Genomic DNA, 26,746 nt, shown 5'->3' with positions numbered 1-26,746 from the left:
TTAGGGGGTCTTGAATTCTTATCCTATGACTTAATTTTTATTCAATGGTTTAATATTGAACACAAAAAGATAAGGAATATTGTAAACAGTTGATTTACTTTTGAATAAAATAAATCACCCCTTGTATTATCAGATTAGTTTAATTGCTGCAAAAAAGTAAAATATTGCGCGTTATTAGGAAATAATTGTACCAACTGCAATGCGATATTTTTTGCCTTTTGTTTTTCTCCATTATTTGCATAATGATAGGCCAATAAATAAAGCAAGTTTTCGTTTTTTGGTAATTTTTTTAAACCTCTTAAAATTGATTTTTCAGCATTTTTAGCATCTTTAATACCACTATACAACAAACTTAAATTGTAGTATACTCTTTCGTTATCTGGCATGTATTTGGTTGCTAATTCTAATTGCTGAATAGCATCTTTAGTACGTTGTAATTCAGCCAAAAGCAAACCATAAGAATAATAAGTAGCACCGTATTCTGGCTCTTGCTCAATAATGGTCTTAAAGGCTTTTTCAGCTTTTTTATATTGTTTATTTTGGTAATATAGATTGGCTAAATTCGTTCGAGCCATATTGTTTAAATTGTCTATGGCTAAAGCACTTTCATAATGTTTAATAGCACCTAGTAAATCTCCTTTTTTAAGCGTATAGTTGGCTCTGTTAATTCTTCCTCCTGTAAAGTCAGAAATACCATCTAGATAAATGAAATATTCCTTCTTTACTTTATTGTAAACAGATTTATAGTTTTGAGGAACTTGTTGCTCATCCAAAATTGCCAGTGCAGAAAAAGCTTTGATACGAACCGCACGTTTTTCGTCATTTAACAATGGTAACAAGTAAGAAACATTGTTAATATCAGAAATATCATTCAATGCATCAGTAGAACTTGCTCGTACCAATGGTGATGGATCATTTAAAAATTCAAGTAATTGCTTCCTAACAATAGCTTGATTGCGATAATTGGGTAATTCAACTATGGCAGAAGCTCTCGCAATTTCAGGGTATGAAGCGTCTTTGGCCAATTGTAACAACGGTTTGTATGCTTCAGGAGTTTTACTCAATCCTGGTACTAATAAATCAGAAAAATGGTTTTCTTTCGGAGCGCCTTTTCTCTTTACAATTTCGTCTGCGGCCCATTGGTCGGTTTTGTCTTTGTGACAACCCACACAGGCATTAGGAGTATTATATTTTACAGATAAATCTGGCCGAGGTATTCTAAAACTATGATCACGTCTAAAATCGTTCCCCATATAAAACCTTCCTGGCATATGACAGTTGATACACAAAGCACCCTCTGTTCCTAGCTTATGGAACGAATGCTCTTCAGTATCATATTTTTCTGGCAAATGACACTGAGCACATAATTTATTCCCTTCAAATTTACGTTCAAGTGTATGTGCATCATGACAATTGGTACACGTAACGTTTTCGTGATACATTTTACTTTGCACAAAAGACCCATACACGTAATCTTCATCTAAAATTTGACCATCGGCGTAGTATGTAGGTTCTGTAATCAATTGAGGATAGTAATGGTCTAACATTGTACCTTCGAAATTGAACCGATCCGTTAGCATTTCTCTTCGCATATGACAACGCGCACATTGATCTACTAATTCTTTAGGTTTTGTGTCCAATGTCATTTGCATCGTTCCCGTATTTCTATAAGAACCACCTTGCGTTTTTACATCTTCTACATGTTGTTTACCAGGTCCATGACAAGCTTCGCAACTTACGTTTATCAATGCAAATTTCGTATCGTAACTATGGTCTTCTTGCGTATAATTTTTACGAACATTGGTAGAATGACAATCGGCACACATATTGTTCCAATTCAATCCACCTCTCGACCAATGCAACCATTCAGAATGTACTACTTTAAAATCAGGATATAAGTCAAACCATTTATTTTTTACACTATCCCAAGCAGTGCGCAAACATTGGTAATGACCGTTCGGAAACTGAACGATGTATTGCTGCAATGGAGTTACGCCAAAAACATATACAATTTTGTAATCGTGGTTTTTTCCATCAGGCCCTTCGGTGTTGGCATAAAAATTACCATTCTTCTGAAAAAAACGATTCGTTACTCCTTGACTTTTAAAAACCTCTCCGTTAAAATCCGCTAAAACGGTTTGTTTTGTGGCCACATCCATTGACTTGTCGTGATGTGAGCCTTGCCATTTTTCAAACTGATTTTGATGGCATTCTTTACAGGTTTTATCCCCTAAAAAATGTGCGTCTGGAATCGAATCTGTTGAAGCAAATACTGATTTCTTCTTTTCAGTTGCTACTTTTTTATAGGTTTCTTTTTTTTCTTCACCACAAGATAAAACTAAGACACAGACACTCAGTAATAAACAAAACTGTAAAACGAATTTGGAAAATTTCTGTTTATTCTGATACATTTTATAAGTGTGTTTGAGGTTTTAGAGTTTTATTTACGATCATGAAAAAAGATTATTTGGCACATCGAAACCCAGTGTTGAATAACGAAGTATCGATTGAGTTTTTGGCTCTAAAGCTCGTAGTAAAACTTTTTTCTAAGGCTTGGTCGTACATAAACGATCCACCACGAGTTGTTCTTACTTTAGGGTCTTTTGGAGTTTGGTTTGGGTTTCCTGGATATGCAGCATAAATAGAAGCTGTCCATTGCCAAACGTTACCAACCATATCGGTTAATCCAGCTGGCGACTCTCCAAAATGACCAATAGGAGAAGTCAATAAAAATCCATCTTTTGCGTCGGTATCTTGTACCGATGCGCCTTGCCAAAAATTGGCCATATATTTTCCCTCTTTTTGAACCGAATTACCCCATGGATATACTGAGTTTCCACCGTTTTTAGCGGCAAATTCATATTCAAATTCTGTTGGTAAACGTTTGCCAGCCCAACTTGCATACGCTTGAGCATCGTTCCAACTTACATGTGTTACAGGATGATTGTCTAATGATTTTGGTTTGGTTTCTCCAAGAGGATATTCCCAGTTAGCTCCTTTTAACAAAGTCCATTGTCCTTGCTCAAATAAAAACACGCCAGAATCACCATACTTATCGGCTTCTGTTTTGTAGTTCGTTGCTTCAATGAATTTTCTAAAATCTGCCACCGAAACTAAATTTTTATCCAAATAAAATGGTGCAATTTCTGTTTCAAAAGTAGGTTGTTCATCAGCCGTTCCAGTTTCCGAACCGATTTGAATAGTACCTCCTTTAAAATATACCATGTTGCTCGTATCAGCTTCTGGTTTTATGGTGGTTTCTTGAACCGGAATTTCTTTGTTTGAATTCGTTTTTTCTGAAGCTTTTTTGTTGTTTTCTATACAAGAAATAACGACAAATAAGAGGCTTAAAAATGGGATACTTAATTTCATAAAGAGTCAATACTTTTATATTGTATTGCAATATTAATTTATTTATTTCAGATGTCCGTATTTTAGCGTAATTATCTAGTTGATTTAAACAATAAGTAGATAAATTTTAAGTTGTTTACATTTGAACAAAAATAATACCATGAATGACTTTTTATTTTATTTAGAATTAGGATGCACACACGTGTTAGATTTTAATGCCTATGATCATATTTTATTTTTGATCGTTCTTGTAGTTTCTTATTCTTTTAAACAATGGAAAAATATGCTGTGGTTGGTGTCGTTATTTACGCTAGGACACACAATTAGTTTGGCATTGTCTGCTTATAGAATTGTAAACGTAAATGCAGATTTGGTGGAGTTTTTAATTCCGCTTACCATATTTTTAACGGCACTAAAAAATCTATTTTCTGGTACAAGCTCAAATGCCAATTCAAAAGTATTGTTGTTTTTTTCTTTTTGTTTTGGTTGGATACACGGACTGGGATTTTCTAATTATTTCAAAATGTTGATGTCTGGATTGGATTCAAAATTAGTACCATTGATAGAATTTTCTTTGGGTATAGAAGTAGCTCAAGTGATTATTGTTATTGGTATCGTTACTGTTTACCATCTTTGTTCGGCATTTTTTAAAGTAGCCAAACGTGATTGGATTTTGGTAATGTCAGCCGTTGTAATCGGAATTACCATTCCTATGCTGATAGAACGTTATGATGGGTTTATCAGACAGTTGTTATAAGTCTTTGGTTTTTTGGCGTTTTCGGTAAGATTCACGACTTTTGTTTTTCTTAGCGAATCATTTCATTTTTTGAAAATTTCGAGCAGCTAATTCTAATCATATTATGACAAAAAAAAAGCAATTAAAATACGATAAAGCCTATATCAACATGGCTTTTGAATGGGGAAAATTATCTCATTGTAAAAGAAAACAAGTAGGTGCGTTAATTGTAAAAGGAAGAATGATTATTTCTGACGGGTTTAATGGTGCACCCACAGGTTTTGATAATTGCTGTGAAGATGATAACGGAGATACGAAATGGATGGTATTGCATGCTGAGGCAAACGCTATATTAAAAGTGGCCGCTTCAACACAATCTTCTAAAGGAGCTACTTTGTATATTACTTTATCGCCTTGTAAAGATTGTAGTAAATTAATTTTACAAGCTGGTATTACTCGTGTGGTGTATGCAAATGCGTACAAAGACTTATCAGGTGTCGATTTTTTAAAGCAAGCAGGAATTCAAGTTGAACATATAGCCGGTTATGAGGAATAAAAACAATTTTCCACTTTTTTTAGGTATCGCCATTGCTTTTGGTATTTTCGTTGGTTCTACCTTAAATTTTCCTTCTGAATCTGGTTTGTTTTCTGCCAATAAAAGTGAACAAAAAATAAAAAAACTCTTGCAATTTATCGAGCAAGATTATGTCGATCAGGTAAATACAGATGAGATTTTAGACGATGTAATTGCCGATATTATTTCTAGCTTAGATCCTCATTCTGTTTATTTTCCAAAAGACATTTATGCAGCTAGCCACGAAAATTTGAAAGGGAATTTTGAAGGAATAGGAGTCCAGTTTTTAATGCACAACGATTCTTTGGTTGTTACACATGTGATTGAAGGAGGACCGAGTGAAGCTGCAGGTATTCTCGCTGGAGATAGAATATTAATAGCGAATAATGATACCTTGGTTAATAAAAACATTACCAGTCGTGATGTGGTAAAAGTTTTAAAAGGCCCTGCAAACACGAATGTTGATTTACAAGTCTATAGAAAAGATATCGATAGTATATTGCCAATTGCAATCAAAAGAAATAAAGTACCGATTCTTAGTGCAGAAGTAGCGTACATGCTTAACGATAGTTTAGGGTATTTAAAATTAGATCGATTTGCAGCAACCTCGTATCATGAAGTGAGTTCAAAATTATTTGAATTAAAAGAAAAAGGAGCTAAAAACCTAGTATTTGATCTGCGTCAGAACGGAGGTGGATTTATTCATGTTGCCAATGCTATTATCGATGAGTTTTTAGAAGACGGAAAACTCATTGTGTTTACCAAAAACAATAAAAACAAAAAAGAGGAATTTTTCGCTACCGAAGAAGGTATTTTCGAAAAAGGAAAAGTATATGTTTTGATTGATGAAGGTTCGGCCTCTGCAAGTGAAATTTTTGCAGGAGCATTGCAAGACAATGACAAAGGAGTAATTATTGGTCGACGTTCGTTCGGAAAAGGATTGGTACAACAAGAAATGAAGTTAGGTGACGGTTCTGCCGTTCGCTTGACCATAGCACGCTATTATACGCCTACCGGAAGATCTATTCAAAAACCGTACAAGCTCAATGACGGAGAGAATTATGCACATGATTATCAAGATAGAATTTTAAGTGGTGAGCTACTTTCAAAAGACAGTATTAAAGTTGCAGATTCGTTAAAATATACCACTCCAAAAGGAAAAGTCGTTTATGGTGGAGGAGGTATTATACCTGATGTATTTGTTCCTATCGACACGACAACCTATATAGAAAATGTTTATTTTTCTCAATTAAATTCTTTTACTTTCGAGTATGGAGACGCGCATAGAAAAGAGATTTTAGAGAACGGCTTTGAAAATTTTGAAAATAATTTTGATGAAGATGATGTCATTGTAAATGCTTTCTTAAAAGAAGTTCGTTTCGAAAGATCTGTTGATGCCAAAAAGAAAACAATACTCAAACATTATTTAAGAGCATTCATTGCAAGACAAGTTTTTGATGAAACTGCTTTTTATGAGTTGTATCAAAAAAGAGACCCGATGATTCAAAAAGTAATGGTTCTAGAAAGCCAGAATAAATAAATATTTTAAGCAGAAAGTATTCCTATCTTTGTTTTACTAAACCTTATGAATTTGACCTCTAATAAAAAAATATATTTTGCTTCAGATCAGCATTTTGGTGCTCCGACTCCTGAAAAAAGTAAACTACGAGAACAAAAGTTTGTACAGTGGTTAGACGTGGTAAAACAAGACGCTGAGGTTATATTTTTATTAGGTGATTTATTTGATTTTTGGTTTGAATACAAAACAGTTGTTCCTAAAGGTTTTGTAAGAGTTCTAGGAAAACTTGCTGAAATTAGAGACAGTGGCATACCGATTCATTTTTTTGTAGGAAACCATGATTTATGGATGGAAGATTATTTTGAAAAAGAATTGAATATTCCGGTCTATCACGAACCCAAAGAATTTACATTTAACAATACTACTTTTTTAATAGGTCATGGTGATGGTTTAGGACCGGGGGATTTTGGTTACAAAAGAATGAAAAAAGTATTTACAAACCCTTTGTGTAAATGGCTTTTTAGATGGTTGCATCCTGATATAGGAGTTGGATTGGCGACGTATCTTTCAGTAAAAAACAAATTGATTTCTGGTGATGAGGACGTCGTGTATTTAGGGGAAGAAAACGAATGGCTGGTACAATATTGCAAAGAGGTATTAAAAACAAAACACTTTAATTATTTTGTGTTTGGCCACCGTCACTTGCCTATGACATTAGAGGTCGGAGAAAATGCAACATATGTAAATCTTGGTGACTGGATTTCGTATTTTACCTATGGCGTTTTTGATGGTGAGAAAATGGTTGTTGAGAAATTTGAGAATTAAAAATTAGCGTCTTCAAAATTTTCATAGGTTTTTTGTGCTTTTTGAAAACCTAAAGCAATCATTTCAGAAGCTTTATCAAATTCTAAAGTACCACATGCGTTTCTTGCTATTTCTATTTCAATATCGGGTGGATATGCGGCTATTTTTTGTCTTGCTAGAGTACTTTGCATCGTGTCAAAAGCCCTATCAGCAACCTCATACATACTCAAACTTTTTGAAGGGTCACTAGCTGTGGTGATATTGTTGCTTTCTAAGAAATTCTTGATTTGGTCTTGAATTTTAGAAATATTAGAATTCGGTTCTGTTTTATAAGTCGTCTTTTGGTTTGATTTTTGAGGAATACCACCAAGGTTAACAGCAACAGTAATATCGGTATCATTATTAAAAGTGGGAGCAATCGGAACAGGATTTAGTACACCTCCATCAATAAGTATAGCATCACCATTTGGAACAGGTGTAAAAAATAACGGCAATGATATAGATGCCCTGATTGCTTCAAACAGAGAACCAGAATTAATCCAGACTTCTTTTTCTGTAATGAGATCAGTAGCAACAGCCGTAAACGGAATACTTAATTGTTCTATTTGAATATCTTCTAAAAAGCCGATCAGTGTATTGATTATTTTGTCTCCTTTAAAAATACCACCGCTATTTCCCCAAGAAAAATCTAATAGAGAAGCAATATCTGTTTTATTCAAGGCTAGCATCCATTCAGTAAGCTGTTCTAGCTTTCCGGCAGCATATACACCTCCGATTAAAGAACCGATAGAACACCCCGAAATAGATGTTATTTCAAAATCGTTTTTTTCTAACCACTGGATAACACCAATATGTGCTAAACCTCTGGCACCTCCACTTCCTAAAATCAAGGAAACAGTTTTTTTACGTTGTTCACTCATGAAGAACAATTTAATGTTTTTATTGATAAAAATAGAGAATGGAAATAAAATAACAGAATAGAAAACCTGCGAAAACACAGCTATATTACTGTGTTTTTAACACCTAAAAACAAAAAAAGGAGACTGTGACAGCCTCCTTTCTCATGTTAGTTTGGTTTAGTTATTTTTTGTTGGTTGCTACAAATATTGCGAAATATTATGAAACTACAAAGAAAATGATAACATTTTTTTAACACAACTTATTCGTTACTAGGAAGTTTGTTTGTTGCTTGATATTTAAGAAGGCTAGTATTTACGGGGTTCTTTAACCAAATTTTAACAATAACATTGCAATAATATATTAGTTTTGTCAAACTCAGTAATAAATCAAACAATCTAAATAATAGTAGCTATCCATGGAAGATCAAAATACGAGTGTAGATATTAGAGCTATCAATGAAAAAATAGAAAAAGAAAGTGCTTTTATAGATTTGTTAAAATCTGAAATGAACAAAGTGATTGTCGGTCAAAAACACATGATCGATCGTTTGTTGATTGGGCTTTTAGGAAATGGACATATATTGTTAGAAGGGGTGCCGGGATTGGCAAAAACTCTTGCGATAAATACCTTGTCGAAAGCAGTTGATGGTGGTTTTAGTAGAATTCAATTTACCCCAGATTTGTTACCTGCCGATGTGGTAGGTACCATGATATATAACATGCAAGAAAACAAGTTCGAAATTAAAAAAGGACCTATTTTCGCAAATTTTGTACTGGCAGATGAGATCAACAGAGCACCGGCAAAAGTGCAATCTGCTTTGTTAGAGGCCATGCAAGAACGTCAAGTAACCATTGGTGATGATACTTTTGAGTTACAAGAGCCATTTTTGGTTATGGCTACGCAAAACCCTGTTGAGCAAGAAGGAACGTATACTTTACCTGAAGCACAGGTCGATCGTTTTATGTTAAAGGTGGTTATCGACTATCCAAAATTAGAAGACGAGCAATTGATCATGCGTCAGAATTTAACGGGTGGTTTTGCAAAGGTAAATCCGGTGGTTTCATTAGAACAAATTATCAAAGCGAGAGCTTCTGTGAATGAAGTTTATATGGACGAAAAAATTGAGAAATACATTCTCGATATTATTTTCGCTACACGTTACCCAGAAAAATACAATTTAGCAGATTTAAAACCTTTGATTGGTTTCGGAGCATCTCCTCGTGGAAGTATCAGTTTGGCAAAAGCTGCAAAATGTTATGCTTTTATCAAAAGAAGAGGTTATGTAATTCCTGAAGATGTTCGAGCTGTTGTATACGATATCTTGCGCCATAGAATAGGAATTACGTATGAAGCCGAAGCAGAAAATGTTACTTCTGTTGATATCATCAACAAAATTGTAAATGAAATTGAAGTACCATAGAATTTTGAACACTATTCTCTGTTAGTCTCGTTTGAAATTAACGCTAGAGTAGCTACAAAAAAAGGAAACAATTTATCATTTAAACCATCTCATATCTAACTAGTGGAAACTAAAGAAATTCTAAAAAAAGTCCGCAAGATTGAAATCAAAACGCGCAGGCTTTCAGATCATATCTTTTCAGGAGAATATCACAGTTCTTTTAAAGGGCGTGGTATGACTTTTAGTGAGGTGCGTGAGTACCAGTTTGGTGATGATATTAGAAATATTGATTGGAATGTTACCGCTAGGTACAATCAGCCTTATATAAAAGTATTTGAAGAAGAACGCGAACTAACCATGATGTTAGTGGTAGACGTTTCTGGTTCTCAGTTTTTTGGTACAACTTCACAGTTTAAAAAGGATACGATTACTGAAATTGCAGCAACTTTAGCTTTTTCTGCAATCCAAAATAATGACAAAGTTGGATTGATTTTGTTTTCTGATGAGGTAGAATTATTTATTCCGCCTAAAAAAGGAAAAAGTCACGTATTGAGGATTATTCGCGAGTTGATCGAATTCCAACCACAAAGTAAAAAAACCAATATCAACGAGGCTTTAAAGTATTTGTCGAATGTAATGACAAAAAAAGCCATTGTTTTTGTGTTGTCAGATTTTATGGATGATTCGTACGATCAGACCTTAAAAATTGTAGGTAAAAAACACGATGTAACGGGAGTTCGTGTGTATGACAAACACGACGCAGAAATTCCGAATTTAGGATTGGTACCGATGCTTGATGCAGAATCTGGAGAAACCGTTATGGTAAACACAGGTTCTAAAAGTGTTCGAAATGCATACAAATCGAATTATTTGGCAATGACAAATTTTTACGAAACTAGCTTCAAAAAAAGTGGATCGGGTACGATAAGTACACAAGTAGATGAAAGCTATGTAAAGAAGTTGTTGGGGTATTTTAAACAAAAAGGAAAATAAACGGTAGAGATAGATACGATTATCATGAAAAAACGACTTATATATTTATTTTTATTTAGTGTTTTTCTAGGGTTCTCACAGCAAGAACCTAAGATTTTTGTGGCTGTTGATACCACACAAATTAGAATAGGAGAACAAGTTCAATACCAGATAAGTGTCGATAAAAAATCAGATGTAATTTTTCCTCAGTTGCAAAAATTAGGTTTGTTAGAAGTTGTATCTGACGAGAAAATAGACACCTTAAAAAATCAATTGGTAAAAAAATATGTGCTTACTGGTTTCGATAGTGGAAGCTTCTACATTCCAAAACAACAGATTTTTATAAAAGACAAAACATATTTTACAGACTCTTTATTGATACAGGTTGCTACAGTACCTGTAGATACGATAAAGCAAAAAGCTTTCGGAGTCAAGCCTATTGCAGAAGAACCTTATGTTTTTGACGATTTCAAACCTTATTTCAATTGGATGTATTTGATATTGGGTATATTGATTTTATTGATAAGCTTGTATTTCTTGTTCAAGAAAAAAGGAAAGAAACAAAAAGTCAAAGCAAAAGAGATTCCTGCTTATCAAGAAGCAATAGAAAAATTTACTTCGTTAGATCAAAAAGAATTGCTCGAAAACAATCAGATCAAAGAATACTATGTAGAACTTACCGAAATTATTCGAGTGTACATTGGTAAAGAAGTAAATGTTCATACGTTAGAAGCTACTACAGATGAATTGATTGAATTAATTAAAAATCAAAACAGTGCCAAAAATATTGGAATTACCAAAGAAGCTATTCAAAAATTACATGCGTTTTTACAGCATGCAGATTTCGTGAAATTTGCCAAGTTAAGACCTGAATTGGGTGAAATAAAGAACGACAGGTCTGTTGCTTCTTCTATTATCGATGAGATGCAACCGCTACTTGAAAAATATGTGTTAGCTCAAAAATTAATAGAAGAAACAAAAGAAAAAGAAGAGAAACCAAAAGAGAAATTTTCATTCAAAAAAATGAGTAAGCGATCGAAAATTATCGTTGCGATTATAGTTTTTGCTTTATTTATCGTGAGCTTTTTTGGTTATGAAATTTATCAAACGGCTCAGATTAAAAAAGGAGCTACTGCTGTTGAAAGTACCGCTACCGATTCTGAAAATAGTGGCTGGAGTGTACAATCTTTTGGTTCGCCAGCATTGACACTAACCGCACCAGGTTCGATTGATTTAAAATCAGATCAGGTGCCGCCACAAGCGCAAAGTGTTTTATCAGACCTTAAAATTTACAGTTATGTAAATGCTACCGATGACTCTGAAATATCTGTAACTGCTTTGGTTTATGTATCAGGTATCAATCCAGATGTTGAGCAAGTAGTTCAAAGTACGATTGCCAATTTAGAGCAAACTCAAAAACTAGAAGACTTAGAATTTGAAAGACAACCAGCTTCTTTTGGAGATGAAATTCACGGAGTCTTTTTAAAAGGAAGTTACACTACTGACGGAATAAAAAAAGGGTTTAATTTGCTAGGTTTTTCTAAAGAAAATAAAGTTTGGCAGGTGTTTACCAATGGTAGTTTTGATGATACAGATGTGCAAACTACGATGGATACGGTAGTTCAATCAATAAAATTTGAAAAGGAATAGTTATGAGAAACTGGACAAATTTTGAGTTTGAGTCGCCTTTATTTTTATATGGCTTGTTGTTGATACCGATTTTGGCAGTTTGGTTTTACATCAGTCATAAGAAAAGTACTCCTGCTTTACGAGTAACAACAGTAGCAGGTTTTAAATTAAAAAAATCTGTTTTGGCACAATTAAAACCATTGCTATATGTGTTAAAGTTGGCCGCTGTTGCTTTGCTAATTGTTGCCTTGGCAAGACCTAGAAATGTGGCCGTTAGTAAAAAAACAAAATCAAACAAAGGTATTGACATTGTCATGGCGATTGATGTTTCGGGTAGTATGTTGGCGAAAGACTTACAACCAAATAGATTAGAAGCGCTGAAAGATGTTGCGAAAGATTTTGTATCGAAGAGACCTAATGATAGAATTGGTATCGTGGTGTATGCTGGTGAAAGTTTTACACAAACACCTATTACAAGTGATAAAGGAATTGTTACAAGAACAATTTCTGATATTGAATATGGTCAAATAGAAGATGGTACGGCTATAGGTATGGGATTAGGTTCGGCTATCAATCGATTGAAAGACAGTAAAGCCAAAAGTAAGGTGATTATTTTGCTAACAGATGGTGTAAATACAGCAGGGTTTATCGATCCGAGAACCGCAACTGAATTAGCAAAAGAATTAAACATAAAAGTATATACGATTGGAATTGGTACCAACGGTATGGCGCCGTTCCCATATGCTAAAGACCGTTTCGGAAGGTTGCAATATCGTAGACAAAAGGTTGAGATTGACGAAGATCTGTTAAAACATATTGCATCAGAAACTTCGGGACAATATTTTAGAGCGACGAATAACTCTAAATTACAATCGATTTACGATGAAATTAACAAATTAGAAAAAACAAAAATAGAAGAATTTAAATATTACAATTACCAAGAAGAGTATCGATTGTATGTATTGATAGCCTTGGGGTTATTATTGTTAGAGTATGTATTGAGAAATACCTTGTTTAAAAGTTTTATTTAATAAATCACAGCATAAGAAATGTACAAATTAGAAGAACCTATATATTTTTACCTTTTTGCCATATTGCCTTTGGTTGTATTGCTGTTTGTAGGTGTGCTTTGGTGGAAAAAAAGAACGCAGAAAAAATTTGCTTCTTTAGAGCTTTTTGAGAAAATCGCACCGAATTATTCTTTTTTCAAGGCTACTTTAAAATTAATTTTTTTACTGCTTGGTCTTTCATTTTTAATCATTGCTTTGGTAAACCCAAAAATGGGTATCAAACTAAAAACAGTGAAGCGAGAAGGAGTTGATATTGTCTTTGCTTTGGATGTATCAAAAAGTATGTTGGCAGAAGATATTGCGCCAAACAGATTAGAAAAGTCAAAACAAATTATTTCTAAAACTATTGAAAAATTAGGAAGCGATAGAGTAGGGGTTATTGTGTACGCTGGAAATGCTTATCCGTTATTACCAATCACTACCGACCATGCTTCAGCAAATATGTTTTTACAAAATGCGAATCCAGATATGGTATCAAGTCAAGGTACCGCTATCAATGAGGCATTGGATTTGGCAAAAACATATTATAATAATGACGAACAAACCAATAAGTTTTTGGTGATTATTTCGGATGGTGAAGACCATGAAAAAAACACGATTTCAATTGCTGAAGATTTGGCGAATGAGGGTATCAAAGTATATACAGTTGGTGTGGGAACAGAAAAAGGAGGACCTATTCCTCTTCGAAATTCTGGTACCTTGATTGGGTATAAGAAAGACAGAAAAGGAGAAGTGGTAATTACACAGCGTCAACCAGATGTATTGAAACAAATAGCCGAAAAAGCAGATGGAGTTTATGTAGATGGTAATAGAACAAAAAAACCAGTAGACACCTTGATAGATGTTGTTTCAAATGCCCAAAAGCATGAGTTTGAAACCAAACAATTTTCTGACTATAAAGATCAATTTCAGTGGTTTGTAGGTATTGCGTTGTTGTTTTTAGTTTTTGATATGTCCTTTTTGGAGAAAAAGACAAAATGGCTTCAGAAAGTAGATTTGTTTAAAGAAAAAGAGTTTAAAAAATAAGATATGAGAGTTTTTCAATTGATTATTTTATGCCTGTGTTGCTTTTCTATGAAAGCACAACAAGATTCTATTGTGAAGCAAAGATTGGCGAGAAACTTTGTGCGAGAAGGAAACGAGTTATATGCTTCAGAAAAGTATGCTGATGCGGCTATTTCTTATAAAAAAGCTTCGGTACAGGCTAGTACGTATTTTAAAAGTGCCTACAATTTAGGAAGTGCCTTGTTTGCGCAAAAAAATTACAAAGAAGCGATTCCACAATTCGAATTGGCAGCGACAAACACGAAAAACAAATTAGAAAAATCAATGGCGTATCACAATGTTGGTAATGCGCATTTACAAGAAAAAGAATACAGTAAAGCAATAGAGGCATACAAAAAAAGTTTGCGTAACAATCCAAGTGACGATGAAACACGTTACAATTTGGCCTTTGCTCGAGAGAAGTTAAAACAGCAACAAGAAGACGATAAAAAGAACAATCCGCCACCGCCGTCTGATTATGCGAAGAGAATGAAAAAACAAGCAGATAAGCTTATTGAGTCGTATCAGTTTGAAAAAGCTTTGAATCTATTAGATACAGCCTTAGAAAAAGATCCTACGGTTGCAAATTATAAAGATTTTATGAAAAAGATTGAGTCGGTAATTGAAATAGATAAAAAGTAATGAAAGCAATTGTACTAAGTATATTTTTGATGTTGGGAGTATCTCTTGCCGCTCAAACGAGTGCAGAAGGCTATTTTAATTCAGGAGCCAAAGATTTTATTCATAGCGAAATTGAAAAAGCTACCGCTACGATTGATGAAGGCTTGAAAAAATATCCAAACGACGAAAAGTTGAATAGTTTGAAACGCAAGTTGATCGAAGAAAAGAAAAAGAAAGACCAACAGAAAAAAGACGACCAGAATAAAAAAGATCAAGAAAATAAGGATAGAAAGAAAGATCAGGATCAAAAAAATAACGATCAAAATAAAGACAAAAAAGACGATCAAAACAAGAAAGATCAAGAGAAGAACAAGCAAGATAATAAAGAGAATCAAAAACCTGAGCAACCTCAACCTCAACCTCAAGTGGGTCAAATGACACCTGAACAAGTGAAGCAGCTGTTAGAAACGATGAACAACGAAGAAGCTAAAACACAGAAAAAGGTAAATGCTCAAAAAGTAAAAGGTAAAAAAGTACAACAAGAGAAAGATTGGTAAATACATGAAGTTGAAATTAACATACATATTTATTTTTATTCTTACGAATAGCTTGTTGGCTCAAATCGAGCTGACAACGAAAGTGAGCAAGAATAAATTAGGAGTCAACCAACGTTTGCGTGTAGAGTTTACTGTAAATAAACAAGGTGCAGACCATTTTTCTCCACCTAGTTTTAATGGTTTTGAAGTGGTAGGTGGGCCCAGTCAATCTGTAAATCAATCTTGGATTAACGGAAAGGTTACGTATTCGCAATCGTATAGTTATATCATTGCTCCGAAAAGAAAAGGGAGTTTAACTATTTCGGGAGCAACTATAGAATATAGAGGGCAAATTATCAAGTCAAACCCTGTTACGGTTGCCGTAGTAGATGCTATTGAATTGCCAAAAGACCCAAACGATCCTGATTATATTGCCAACCAAAACGTGCATCTAGAGGTAATGGTTTCCAATACGAATCCCTATTTAGGTGAAGGTATTTATGTTGAGTACAGACTGTATTTTAGTAATAATGTAGCAATTAGTGATTTTGATATCAAAGAGTTGCCAAAATTCGAAGGGTTTTGGAATCAAGACATAAAAATCGAAGAAATAGTTGTTAAAAATGGAAAATTTCAAGGCGAAGATTACCGTTACTTTACGATAAGAAAAGCGGTTTTGATTCCTCAAAAATCTGGAAAATTAGCGTTAGAACCTCTCAGCTCTGATTTAATTATTGGAGTTCCTACGGGAAGGGGTGACTTCTTTGGTAATCCGATTACCAGAAACATCAGAAAGAACTTTAAGACCTTTAAAAAAACAATTCGTGTAAAGCCGTTACCTCTAGAAGGAAAACCGGCCGACTTTAATGGAGCTGTAGGAGATTTTGATATGAAGTTAACTACGAGTAAAGAACAGTTAAAAGCAAACGAATCTACTCAGTTAAAAATCGTTGTTTCTGGAAAAGGTAATTTAAAATTATTTGAAATACCAAAAGTCGTTACACCACAAGAATTAGAGGTATATACACCAGAACATAAAGAAAACCTAAAAATTTCTTTATCGGGCACCAAAGGTTTAAGAGGCGAGGTCTTTGATTCTTATACAGTAGTTCCTCAGTTTAAAGGGAAATACAAAATACCACCGGTTTCTTTTTCGTATTTCAACCCTAAAGACAAAAAATACCATTCCATAGTTTCAGACAATGTATTTGTTAATGTTACTGAAGGGAAAGAATTGGTGACTAATTCTGACGCAGATCAATACCAACAAGCAACTGATGGAGTCAATAAAAAAGTGGTTACGTCGAACAAATCTTTTAGATACATTCAAAGCACTACACAACTAAACTCTTTAGATGTCGAAGACTTTTACAAATCTAATTTGTTTTATGTATTGCTGTTTTTACCATTTTTAGCTATTCCGGTCGCGATTGTCATAGGTAAAAAACAAAAAGAGCGTGCGAATGATTTGATTGGGAATCGAACGAGAAAAGCTGATAAACTGGCTAGAAAATATTTGTCACAAGCTAAAAAACTATTGGGTAATAAAGAAGCATTTTATATTGCCCTAGAAAAAGCGTTGCACAATTATTTAAAAGCGAAACTGCAGATAGAAACATCAGAAATAAGCAAAGAACGCATAACTGAATTACTTTCAAGTAAGGGAGTCGACAAAGAGGTAAGCAATAAATTTATCGCTGTTCTTGACGATTGTGATTTTGCAAGATATGCTCCTGTAACTGATGTTATGATGGAAGAAGAGTACCATAAAGCGAAAGAAGTAATCACCAAAATAGATAAACAATTATAAGGTATGAGTAGTTTATTGAAACATTGGAAGGATACCAAAGCAACTTTACAGAAGTATGCTTGGCCGATAGTGGGCTTGAAGATCATCAAAATTATGTTGCTCATTTTTTTTACGTTCGATGGCTTCTCACAGTCAAATGAAAGCTTGTTTGATCAAGCAAACGAATTGTATAGAAACGAAAAATATGTTGAGGCAATTGGCCTTTACGAAAAAATTGAGGCAAGCGGAAAGGTGTCTTCAGAACTGTATTACAACCTCGGTAATGCCTATTATAAAATAAACAAAGTAGCTCCGAGTATTTACAACTTAGAGAAAGCATTGTTACTCAATCCACAAAATAAAGACGCTGCCAATAATTTGATTTTTGCAAATAGAATGGCGCTAGATGCCATTGAAGAGTTGCCTAAATCATTTATGCAAGAATTAGAAATTAACATTATTCAACAGTTGTCATACAACCAATGGGCTTATTTGGCGGTTTGTTTTTCAATTGTGAGTTGTTTGTTTTTCTTGTTTTTTTATTTTTCTTACATCCCTTCGAGAAAAAGAGCCTATTTTGTTGTGAGCTGTTTGACCTTTATTTTTTTAGTGACTTCAGTGATCTTTACATTAAAACAATACGATACAAGTTCATCTACAATCGAAGCTATCGTTTTTGATGAAAAAGTAAGTGTAAAAGACGCTCCTTTAACTTCTGGGCAAGAGGTATTTGAAATACACGAAGGTCTCAAAGTTTTCGTGTTGGATGAGGTAGATATTTGGAAAAAAATTAAGTTGAAAGACGGTAAAACAGGCTGGATTAAAGAAGACAGCTTAAAGATTCTTTAAAAAGTAATTAATAGTTACTTTGATTTTAAACTCAATTTTTTGTTATATTCGTATTAGTTATTAACTAATATTTAACAAACATGAAAAAATTACTAAGAATCGCCTTATTTTGTGTCTTTACTTTTGGAGCTGCTTCAGCTGTTTCAGCTCAAGAATCTTATGGTAAAGCCTTAAACTTATTTGCTACTTTCGGGAACAACTCGTCAGTTACAGGTAACTATGAAATTGCATTAGCAAAAAACTGGACAATTTCTCCTGAAGCTACAGTTCCTTTTGACTTTGATTATATTAGAGCAGGAGCAAGAGTAGATTACTATTTCGACTCTTTATTAAAATTAAATGAGCCTTGGGATATCTGGGGAGGTGCTGGTGCTGGTTTTAACATTGGTCTAGCTAGTGATTACAACAGTGACTTAAGCTGGAATTTACACATAGGTGGTGAATATAAATTCAACCAAACATGGGGTATTATTCTTGAAGCTGGTAACAGTGGAGGTAGTTTAGGTGTGGGTATTCATATGTAAAATATCAACATATAACACAAAAAAGCCTTACTCTTAGAGTAAGGCTTTTTTTATTTGAATCATTTACATTTACACGATCTATTAACTTTTGTGCACATGTACATCCATTTGAGGATAAGGAATATTCAATCCTTCTTTGTTGAATGTGTTGTATACATTTTCGTTCATATCGAAAAATACTCCCCAATAATCTTCTGCATTTACCCAAACGCGTACTACAAAATCAACAGAACTATCACCTAATCCGGAAACAGCTACGAAAGGATCGTGTGCTCCTCCAGAAAGAATTCTTTTGTCAGCGGCAATCAATCCGTTTAATACCTCTTTTGTTTTTGTTGTACTATCGCCATATCCTACTCCAAAAGTAAAATCTACACGTCTGTATTTCTCAACAGAATAGTTGGTCATAGATGAAGTTGACAATCCACCATTTGGAATGATGATAACTTTGTTGTCTAAAGTTTTTAAAATAGTATTAAAAATCTGAATCTCTGATACAACTCCTTGATAACCTTGGGCATCGATAAAATCACCTACCTTATAAGGCTTAAAAACAAGAATCATTACACCACCAGCAAAGTTTTGCAAGGTTCCAGAAAGTGCCATACCAACAGCCAAACCTGCCGCCCCTAAAATAGCAACAAAAGAGGTCATTTCAATACCCAGCATGGTCAACACAGTGATAACCAATAAAACTTTTAAAATAACTCCGACAATGCTCTTTAGAAATGGCTTCAACGAAGCATCTGTTTTAGATTTATCCATGACTTTTCCGAAACCGTTTGTCATCGATTTTACAATCATAGAACCTATAATCCAAACAGCTATAGCTCCTAATAACTTTAAACCATACTCGCTAACAAGCGTTACGATTTGATTTTTGATGTTTTCAATATCCATAATTAATTTTTTAGTTGAATCACAAATATAAAAGATTAATTGTTGTTACATCCTAACAAATATTTACAGTTGAAAGAGTTTCTTATTTTTACAGTATGAATAAAAGAATACTACTTACGGGAGGAACTGGCTTAATTGGTAGAAAGTTGATGGACGTACTTCTAGAAATGGGGTACGAAATAGCAATTTTAACAAGAACCTTGAGAAAAAACACACCTAAAGTACGCTATTACCAATGGGATATAGACAAACAGTTTGTAGATGTAAATTGCCTGGAAGGTGTTGTTGCTATTATTCATTTGGTGGGAGAAAATGTTGCTTCAGGTAGGTGGACAGAAAAAAGAAAGCAAAAAATACTGGAGAGCAGAACTCAATCAACCCGGTTGTTGTCTTCGGCTTTAAAAGAGAACAAACACAATGTAGAAAGTTTTGTTTCTGCATCGGCAACGGGTATTTATGGAGCCAAAACAACGGATATAAACTTTGTTGAAGATGCTGAGTTGGGAAAAGATTTTTTAGCAAATGTGTGTATAAAATGGGAGAACGAAGTGGATCAGATAGTGAAATTAGGTATTCGTGTGGTTAAGTTGCGTACGGGTATTGTTTTGAGTAAAGAAGGGGGGGCTTTGAAAAAAATGGTAGTGCCTTTTCAATTTGGTTTGGGAGCTGCTTTAGGTAGCGGACAACAATACGTTCCTTGGATTCATATCGAAGATCTATGTAAGATGTATGTTTTTAGTATAGAAAATAAAAATATAACTGGAGCTTACAATGCTATAGTTGACAATACAACGAACTTAGACCTGTCAAAAAAAATAGCAACAACTTTGAAAAGACCATTTTTTATGCCGAATATTCCGGCGTTTGTCTTAAGAGCTGTTTTCGGGGATATGGCTGTAATATTGCTAGGGGGAAGCCAAGTATCTCCAGAGAAAATTAAGAAAGAAGGCTTTGTATTTGATCAAGGAAATCTTTCTTTAGCTTTGAAGCAATTGCTGAACTAGATTTAAGGGAGAATGTGATTGTCGTATGCGAAACTAATCAAATGTGTCAAACTTTTTACCTTAAACCGTTTGTACATTGGAATGATTCTCTTTTCAATCGCTGACTGAGAAACACCAAGTTTGTCTGCAATTTCTTTAAAAGCAAAACCTTTTGAAGCGAGTTGTAGTGCTTCTTTTTCTTTTCTAGAAATAGCAAAATGATGAAAAATATCTTTGTTTAAACTCTCTTCGAATTCTTCTTTTTCTGGACCATAAGTTGCAAATTGCATTACTTTTCCGAACTTTAGAGAAGGTACAATCTGAGAAATTCCAATTACCTGCTCTATTTCACCATTTACCGATTTATAGACTCCGACACGAGAAAATATTGGAACGGCATGACCTTCTTTATGAAAACGCTGAATTTCGAAAGTGAAACTGTACTCTTCTAGTCGTTCTTTTTTTGTGCTTAAAAAATACCAAGCTTTGTTGTTGAGTTCGTTTAAAGATTGTGCGTATTCTGGCACTGCAGAATTTACCATTAGAAGCATATTCACCTCTGTATCTTCATACCCCAATACTTCTTTCCAGCCACAGGCATAGACCATTCTTTTTTCTTTAAAAGAATAAATATAGACAGCTTGATTTGGAAATTTTGGAATTATTTTTTCGTAATGTTGGTATTCATCACTGTGAATATCAATAGGTTTTTCTGTTACTACAGATTGTATCTTTGGGGCATTTTGTATATCCATAAAACAAAAAATTGCGAAATAACACAGTTGTCAATTAATTAGAATCTATTTAATTTTATACTGTTTTCATTCGTTAATCGAATATAAGAAATATCCGTTTAAATAATTCGTTTTAGGGGTAAAATTGTAGAGTATTGAGGATGATCTTATATTATGTTGATTATACAAATGTAAAATTGCTATGAAAGAGAAAGCGACTCATTTTGAGTCGCTTTTTTAATTTTTAAAGACCTCTAGCATTTTCATCAAATCTGAGTGCTTAAAGGAATATTCTAATTTAGTTTTTAGTTTTTCGTTCGAGATAATTTTATAACTAAAGTCTTTGTTTTCTGAGAATTTTGGTGGCGTTTTACCCAAATTTCGAATAGCAGTTGTGTAAAATTCTTTTCTTGTAGGGTGTGTGTCTGAAGAGGCATTGAAGATTTGGTTCGGAAAATTTTTGTCACAAAGTTTCTGAAGAATCTGAATACAATCATCTAAATGAATCAGGTTTATTGGGGCTAAGCCATTCTCTACCGTAGATTTGTTCTTAAAAAAATTACCTGGATTTCGAGAGCCACCAATCAAACCAGAAAAACGGATGATCGTTGTATCAAAACCAGGGTGATTTATAAAGATGTTTTCTAAATCAACAAGTTTTTGTTTTGGTGGGTTTACATCCATTGAAGCATCTTCAGTTACTAGATCGTTTGTATCAGCATATACAGAAGTCGAACTAATGAAAATTACTTTTTGGATGCTTGATTTTTCTATATAAGAGGCAAGTTTTTTGTAAGCTGTAAGATTCTCTTTTTGTTTGCTAAACGGAATACTGATAATCAAAACATCACTCTCTAAAAAACGAAAAGTATCTCCGACTATTTGATTGTTATCGATATACAAATGATAAGGCTCTATTGAAGCTTCAGAGAAAATCGCTAGTTTCTTTATAGAAGTAGTTGATCCTTTAACTAGATGGTTTTGTTGTACTAAATGTTGGGCGAAAGGAAAACCTAACCAACCACAACCAAAGATGCTATATTTCATTTGAGATAATTTCTTCTATGCTAGGTGTTGTCGCTTCGTCAAAATAATCGGGTAACAGCATTGGCGCAATATTTTTTATAGGTTCGGCTAAAATAGAAGCTTTCATTTGTTCTTTGCTTACAAATGGTATGGTATTGTTCATTTTGATAAAAAAGGAAAGAATCACACTTAAAATCAAAGCGATTTTTAAAAACCCAAATATTCCTCCTAAAATTCTGTTTAAGATGCCTAGCGCAGCAAAATTTGCAATTTTAGTTAACAATTTTCCAGCCAAAGAGACTACTACAACAATTCCAATAAATGTTATTGCAAAAGAAGCAAGTGAAATATAATGTTCGTCCCAATCTAGCTGTTCACTCAAAAAATCACTCGCATAAAACGAAAAATGCATGGCGCCGTAAACACCACCAATTAAAGCAACCAAGGAAGCTATTTCAACAAATAGCCCTTTGAAAATACCTCGAATAAACCCGAAGGCTAACAAGGTCGCTATGATGACATCAAAAGTATTCATAGAATTTTTTAATTCAAGATTAATTTTTTCAAAGATAACTTAAACTTTTTAGGTTTTTAGAAGATTGTAGGCAAACCTAAATTTAGGCAATTGATGTATCTTTGCGACAAAAATAGAAGAATATGTCTAGAGATATTGAGTTGAAAGAAGCATGGGAGTCGGTTGTAAAATTTCTTTCAGACAAATTTGCAGATGGTGATACGCTTGATTTGGATGCAATTATTTATTTGATTGGTGTTCAAGAGCTAGGGAAAGGAGTACAAGAATTTAAAAAGGATGAAAAAGTAAACTTGATGCATATTGCAATTTGCAGATTACTTGTGCCTTATGGGTATTACGAGTTTGACTTTGTAGACCCTGATGGCTGGCCGCACTTTAAGGCTTTAGAAACACTACCTACACTAAAACCAGGAGAACAAACTATATTAATGAAAGAGGCCATCGTAAAATATTTTTCTTCTGAGGAAGAATAGCTTTGGTGCAATTTTTGAACATTGAATGTTATGATGAAAAAACTTACAGTATTTATTCTTTTACTAATTTGTAGTGTTTCCTTTGCTCAATACACGATAAACGGAACCATTGAACCTTTTGCTAAGGACATAAAGTGGGTAATGCTGTACCAAATAAAAGAAGGTCGGCAACATTATGTAAAAAACTCAAAAATTGAAAACAAAAAATTTCGATTCGAATTACCGAAAGATGCGCCTTATGGAATGTATCGAATTGTATACAGGTTAAAAGGAACGGGGTTTTTAGATTTTATTTTTAACAAAGAAAATATTGATTTTAAGTTTCATCCAGATTACCCTGAGGAAACAGTTGTTTTTTCGAAATCAGACGAAAATAATATCTACCAGCAATATTTGGGAAATATTCTTTTAGGTCAGCAATATTTAGATTCTATTCAACTTGCATATTTTAATAATCCAAGTCCAGTTTCAGCAACAAATTATCAAGAAGCCTATTTCGAATTGAAAGATATTCAAAAAGAGTTTGAGTATGACGCTAGAAACTTATTGGCGTTAGATTTTATCGAGGCTACCGAGCGGTATAATGCGGCTAAAGTTGTTGAAAATCCACAGGTGTATCTAGAGAACATAAAGAAAAACTTTTTTAAGCATATAGATTTCAATAACAAAACGTTAATAAACTCATCATTTTTGGTAGATCGCGTAATCGACTATGTGTTTAATTTGAACTATAGTAAAGACCCAAAAATTTCAGAGAAGTTATACAAAGAGTCTATTCAAAATGTAATGGCCATTCAAAAAGCGAATACTTTACAAAAAGATTTGATACAGATCATCATCTCAGAATTTGTGAATGAAGAAAACGTGACGATGGTAAACCATATGTTCGATAACTATTACGACCGCTTGCCGAAAGAATTGCAAAGCAAAACCTACAAAGAAGAAACGTTAGCACAGTTACAAATAATTTTGGGAGCTTTGGCTCCAGATTTTTTAGTGAAAGCTGATACACAACTTTCACAATTAAATACGCACAAATATTATGTTTTGGTTTTTTGGAGCACAGGGTGTTCACATTGCACTAGTCAGTTACCTAAATTGTATGAGAAATTAAACGGAGATAAAAATATTCAAGTAGTTGCTGTAGCTCTAGAAAAAGAAGATAACAACTGGAAAAAAATCTCTTCAAATTTTAAAGGATGGGAACATGTTTTGGCACTGGGAAAATGGAAAAATACAATTGCCAGATCATACAATATTGAGTCTACACCAACTTATATAGTGTTGAATGCAAACAAGAGAATTATTGCGTTGCCCGATAACGATAAAGAGTTGAACGAAGTTTTACCGAAGCTACAATAACTTATTCAAGATTTAAAAAGACAGTGCAGCGAAACATCAAATCGTTATTAGGTTTTGGTATTGTTTCGGGTCTATCGTAAGTTGTAAATATGATATTCGGAGTTATCAATAAATAATCTGTAAGAGGTATTTCGAGCCCTGTAACAAACATGGTAGCTTTTGTAGTTGGATCGAATGGAATGTATGAAATGTTATTCCCATTAGGGCTAGGTTCCATAATACGATCGATTCTACCTACGGCAGCTATTTTTTTATAAATACGTTGTGTTATAAAACCAGAAAAAAGCTCTAATGCCGGGTCTTCTTGCCTGAATTGATGTGAGTATTGCAAACCCCATCGCAGATTTTCTGATTTATAACCTGAGAATAATTGAAAAGTCGATCGATCTTTTTCGCCAGGAATTGTTTCGTAATCAACATATACATCAAAATAATAATTGTGTTTCGTTTTGTAAGTAATACCGAGCATGGTTTTCGGTCCATCACCGGTCTCATTACCAAAATCTTGCCCAGCACCAATCATAAATCGATAAAAAAAACGGTTTTTTTGATCGATGGCCCCGTCGATAGAGATACCAAAATCTCTACTCGCAACTCCTTGTAAATCCATAGGAGTACGCATCAAATAACGCATTCCCCAAATCCCTTCGATTAGATCATATGTTTTGGTAGGAGAGAGTCCTAAAATAAATTTATGCTTTCCTGATTTGTAACCGACAAACAAATCTTTTACGTCTGTTTCATATGCATACACCCCAAATTCCCCTGCTTGATTGGTTTCGGTTCTGACTCTTGCAAACCATTTTTTTTTGATTTTCGCATCGAAAGTTATGTAAGCTCTTCTCAATACAGCTTCTGTACGACCAACTTCGTTTTCAAGATGGTGTTGAGATATATGGTATACATCTCCAAAAAGCAAGCCTCCTAATTTAAACTGGTTGTCTTTTTCTTGTGCATAAAGCTGCTTTTGAAAAAACAGACAGGCCAAAAAGCTAAAAAATAGAAAAGTTTTAGAGAAATAAAAATTCATCACAATTCAGATTAAGTTGGGTTTGAAAATTACATTAATTTTTTTTTGATGCGAGATTCTACTTTAATTTTTTCTAAAATTTCTACGATCGTTGCACGAGTGTTTTTTAAGTCCTGAATGAGTTTTGCTTTTCTGCGAATTAAATATAAATATTTTAAGGTACCTCGAACTAGGTAGTAATTTTTGATATAATTAATGGTAAATAACCCAAAAGGGTACAAGTTGGCAACAATTAGAAATGCCCAAAAATAAGTTGTGTAGTTAGCCAAAAGAACGAACTCGATGCTATAACAAATTAGAAAAATAAACATTCCCAAACCTAGTTTCATAGAACCGATAAAGTCAGCTCTAACGAGAATTTTTTTAGCTAAAATTTCTGCAATTTTGAAAGGAATAAAGTTTCCGATAAATCCAAAAATAAATAGTGGAAATCCAAGAATGAAGAATAGGTATTCAGAAAATTTGTTTAGAGATAAATTATCATTTCTAATTTGTGTATCTCTAATTCCTAAGCGTTTTAAGTTGTATAAATAGGCTGTTAAATCTTCTTCTAGGGCACCGAGTCTTTCAGGGTATTTTTCTTTGAAATACGTTACAGCATCAACAATAACTTTCGACAAATAAAAATCTGCAGGTGCTTTTTCTTGTATGCTATGCATTTCACGAAGTTTACTTCTATATAAAATTTCTATTTGTTGAATTACTCTTTCTAATGAGTTGTTTTCGATAACTATCGTGAGTGCTTCTAGTTTTGATTTTATGGAATCCGTAAGTTGAAGTACCGTTTCTTTCTTTTGAAGTTCGTATGCCTCTTTGTAGTTTTTCATAGAAATAGGTACTCCAAATTTCACAAAAACATCGCTTTTAAAATGGTGTGGGTTTGAGTAATTGATTCCGATAGGGATAATTACAGTACCCAGATCAAAATTATTTCTAGCTTCTGCTCCCAATGCAATACGAGAGACTCCTGTTTTTATTGGGCGCAATCTTTTTTCGGTTTTACTGATCCCTTCAGGGAAAATCATGATAGTGCGTCCGTTTTCTAGATGTTCAAAACAGGTCGTAAATACTTCTTTGTTTTTATGTGTGTCGTTCGGAAATAAGTCTGGTCGATACACCGGAATCATGTGTAATTTTGGAAACAGCCACTTAGCAAAAGCAGATTTGAAGGCATCTCCTCGAGACAAGAAAAAGAGTTCACGTTTCATGATGGTTCCTAATAGTATAGGATCCATAAAAGCACTGGTGTGGTTGACAACAAAAATTACAGGGCCTTTTTCAGGAACTATATTTTTGTTTTCAACATAAAGTGTTCTAAAATATGCCTTCGTAGTATAATAAAATAGAAATTTAAAAATCTTATATAGCATACCGTGTTGCGTTAAC

Annotated in this window: 26 protein-coding genes; 17 read left to right on the top strand and 9 right to left on the bottom strand. The window is 33.8% G+C overall.

Annotated features, from left to right (window positions below):
* Window positions 1-134 precede the first annotated feature (134 nt).
* Entirely contained in the window at window positions 135-2,411 is a 2,277-nt protein-coding gene (locus F6P99_RS03875) for a tetratricopeptide repeat protein (RefSeq protein WP_152286111.1), read from the bottom strand.
* Window positions 2,412-2,463: 52 nt separating this feature from the next.
* Window positions 2,464-3,372: a formylglycine-generating enzyme family protein gene (locus F6P99_RS03870; protein WP_152286110.1), complete on the bottom strand. Its 909-nt coding sequence runs from the start codon at window positions 3,370-3,372 to the stop codon at window positions 2,464-2,466.
* Window positions 3,373-3,511: 139 nt separating this feature from the next.
* Here F6P99_RS03870 and F6P99_RS03865 point away from each other — a divergent pair, with 139 nt between their 5' ends.
* From F6P99_RS03865 to F6P99_RS03850, 4 genes are all read left to right on the top strand, one after another.
* A complete protein-coding gene (locus F6P99_RS03865) occupies window positions 3,512-4,108 on the top strand; it encodes a HupE/UreJ family protein (protein WP_152286109.1) in 597 nt (198 codons plus the stop codon).
* Window positions 4,109-4,211: 103 nt separating this feature from the next.
* Window positions 4,212-4,643: a deoxycytidylate deaminase gene (locus F6P99_RS03860; RefSeq protein ID WP_152286108.1), complete on the top strand. Its 432-nt coding sequence runs from the start codon at window positions 4,212-4,214 to the stop codon at window positions 4,641-4,643.
* Complete coding sequence (locus F6P99_RS03855; protein ID WP_152286107.1) at window positions 4,633-6,201, top strand: S41 family peptidase; 1,569 nt, start codon at window positions 4,633-4,635, stop codon at window positions 6,199-6,201. Before F6P99_RS03860 ends, F6P99_RS03855 begins: the two co-directional genes overlap by 11 nt.
* 45 nt (window positions 6,202-6,246) lie before the next feature.
* Window positions 6,247-7,005: a UDP-2,3-diacylglucosamine diphosphatase gene (locus tag F6P99_RS03850; RefSeq protein WP_152286106.1), complete on the top strand. Its 759-nt coding sequence runs from the start codon at window positions 6,247-6,249 to the stop codon at window positions 7,003-7,005.
* On the opposite strand, the gene F6P99_RS03845 is transcribed toward F6P99_RS03850, so the two are convergent.
* Window positions 7,002-7,904 (bottom strand): patatin-like phospholipase family protein, encoded by a 903-nt coding sequence (locus F6P99_RS03845; RefSeq protein WP_152286105.1) that lies wholly within the window; start codon window positions 7,902-7,904, stop codon window positions 7,002-7,004. The genes F6P99_RS03850 and F6P99_RS03845 overlap by 4 nt on opposite strands.
* Before the next feature lie 395 nt (window positions 7,905-8,299).
* Between F6P99_RS03845 and F6P99_RS03840 the strand changes: the two genes are divergently transcribed.
* The 10 genes from F6P99_RS03840 (at window position 8,300) to F6P99_RS03795 (ending at window position 18,317) form a co-directional block, all read left to right on the top strand.
* Window positions 8,300-9,304, top strand: a complete 1,005-nt coding sequence (locus F6P99_RS03840) for an AAA family ATPase (protein WP_152286104.1) — start codon at window positions 8,300-8,302, stop codon at window positions 9,302-9,304.
* Window positions 9,305-9,406: 102 nt separating this feature from the next.
* On the top strand, window positions 9,407-10,276 hold the full coding sequence (locus tag F6P99_RS03835) for a DUF58 domain-containing protein (protein ID WP_152286103.1): 870 nt from the start codon (window positions 9,407-9,409) through the stop codon (window positions 10,274-10,276).
* A 24-nt stretch (window positions 10,277-10,300) separates the two neighbouring features.
* Complete coding sequence (locus F6P99_RS13370; RefSeq protein WP_193315984.1) at window positions 10,301-11,905, top strand: hypothetical protein; 1,605 nt, start codon at window positions 10,301-10,303, stop codon at window positions 11,903-11,905.
* Window positions 11,906-11,907: 2 nt separating this feature from the next.
* Entirely contained in the window at window positions 11,908-12,915 is a 1,008-nt protein-coding gene (locus F6P99_RS03825) for a vWA domain-containing protein (protein ID WP_152286102.1), read from the top strand.
* 18 nt (window positions 12,916-12,933) lie between these two features.
* Entirely contained in the window at window positions 12,934-13,980 is a 1,047-nt protein-coding gene (locus tag F6P99_RS03820; protein ID WP_152286101.1) for a VWA domain-containing protein, read from the top strand.
* Between the two features lie 3 nt (window positions 13,981-13,983).
* Entirely contained in the window at window positions 13,984-14,640 is a 657-nt protein-coding gene (locus F6P99_RS03815; protein ID WP_152286100.1) for a tetratricopeptide repeat protein, read from the top strand.
* Window positions 14,640-15,176, top strand: a complete 537-nt coding sequence (locus tag F6P99_RS03810; protein WP_152286099.1) for a hypothetical protein — start codon at window positions 14,640-14,642, stop codon at window positions 15,174-15,176. The genes F6P99_RS03815 and F6P99_RS03810 overlap by 1 nt, the downstream gene beginning before the upstream one ends.
* Before the next feature lie 4 nt (window positions 15,177-15,180).
* On the top strand, window positions 15,181-16,965 hold the full coding sequence (locus F6P99_RS03805; protein WP_152286098.1) for a BatD family protein: 1,785 nt from the start codon (window positions 15,181-15,183) through the stop codon (window positions 16,963-16,965).
* Window positions 16,966-16,968: 3 nt separating this feature from the next.
* A complete protein-coding gene (locus tag F6P99_RS03800; RefSeq protein ID WP_226913005.1) occupies window positions 16,969-17,793 on the top strand; it encodes a tetratricopeptide repeat protein in 825 nt (274 codons plus the stop codon).
* An 80-nt stretch (window positions 17,794-17,873) separates the two neighbouring features.
* On the top strand, window positions 17,874-18,317 hold the full coding sequence (locus F6P99_RS03795) for a hypothetical protein (protein ID WP_152286097.1): 444 nt from the start codon (window positions 17,874-17,876) through the stop codon (window positions 18,315-18,317).
* A gap of 81 nt (window positions 18,318-18,398) precedes the next feature.
* Here the strand turns inward: F6P99_RS03795 and F6P99_RS03790 are convergent, their stop codons facing one another.
* Complete coding sequence (locus tag F6P99_RS03790) at window positions 18,399-19,217, bottom strand: mechanosensitive ion channel family protein (protein WP_152286096.1); 819 nt, start codon at window positions 19,215-19,217, stop codon at window positions 18,399-18,401.
* A 95-nt stretch (window positions 19,218-19,312) separates the two neighbouring features.
* On the opposite strand from F6P99_RS03790, the gene F6P99_RS03785 reads away from it, so the two are divergent.
* A complete protein-coding gene (locus tag F6P99_RS03785) occupies window positions 19,313-20,221 on the top strand; it encodes a TIGR01777 family oxidoreductase (protein WP_152286095.1) in 909 nt (302 codons plus the stop codon).
* A gap of 2 nt (window positions 20,222-20,223) precedes the next feature.
* On the opposite strand, the gene F6P99_RS03780 is transcribed toward F6P99_RS03785, so the two are convergent.
* The 3 genes from F6P99_RS03780 to F6P99_RS03770 form a co-directional block, all read right to left on the bottom strand.
* Window positions 20,224-20,955, bottom strand: a complete 732-nt coding sequence (locus tag F6P99_RS03780; protein WP_152286094.1) for a response regulator transcription factor — start codon at window positions 20,953-20,955, stop codon at window positions 20,224-20,226.
* A gap of 216 nt (window positions 20,956-21,171) precedes the next feature.
* Complete coding sequence (locus F6P99_RS03775) at window positions 21,172-21,981, bottom strand: SDR family oxidoreductase (protein WP_152286093.1); 810 nt, start codon at window positions 21,979-21,981, stop codon at window positions 21,172-21,174.
* A complete protein-coding gene (locus F6P99_RS03770; RefSeq protein ID WP_152286092.1) occupies window positions 21,971-22,495 on the bottom strand; it encodes a CvpA family protein in 525 nt (174 codons plus the stop codon). Before F6P99_RS03770 ends, F6P99_RS03775 begins: the two co-directional genes overlap by 11 nt.
* A 122-nt stretch (window positions 22,496-22,617) precedes the next feature.
* Here F6P99_RS03770 and F6P99_RS03765 point away from each other — a divergent pair, with 122 nt between their 5' ends.
* Window positions 22,618-22,968, top strand: a complete 351-nt coding sequence (locus tag F6P99_RS03765; protein WP_152286091.1) for a hypothetical protein — start codon at window positions 22,618-22,620, stop codon at window positions 22,966-22,968.
* 30 nt (window positions 22,969-22,998) lie between these two features.
* A complete protein-coding gene (locus F6P99_RS03760) occupies window positions 22,999-24,330 on the top strand; it encodes a thioredoxin-like domain-containing protein (RefSeq protein ID WP_152286090.1) in 1,332 nt (443 codons plus the stop codon).
* Window position 24,331: 1 nt separating this feature from the next.
* Here F6P99_RS03760 and F6P99_RS03755 read toward each other — a convergent pair whose 3' ends face one another.
* Together F6P99_RS03755 and F6P99_RS03750 are read right to left on the bottom strand one after the other, a co-directional pair.
* On the bottom strand, window positions 24,332-25,360 hold the full coding sequence (locus F6P99_RS03755; RefSeq protein ID WP_152286089.1) for a hypothetical protein: 1,029 nt from the start codon (window positions 25,358-25,360) through the stop codon (window positions 24,332-24,334).
* A gap of 29 nt (window positions 25,361-25,389) precedes the next feature.
* On the bottom strand, window positions 25,390-26,730 hold the full coding sequence (locus F6P99_RS03750; protein WP_152286088.1) for a lysophospholipid acyltransferase family protein: 1,341 nt from the start codon (window positions 26,728-26,730) through the stop codon (window positions 25,390-25,392).
* Window positions 26,731-26,746: the final 16 nt, after the last annotated feature.

Origin of the sequence: Flavicella marina (genome assembly GCF_009193215.1) — a bacterium.
Lineage (GTDB): Bacteria > Bacteroidota > Bacteroidia > Flavobacteriales > Flavobacteriaceae > Flavicella > Flavicella marina.
This window is presented reverse-complemented; position numbering and strand designations above follow the sequence as displayed.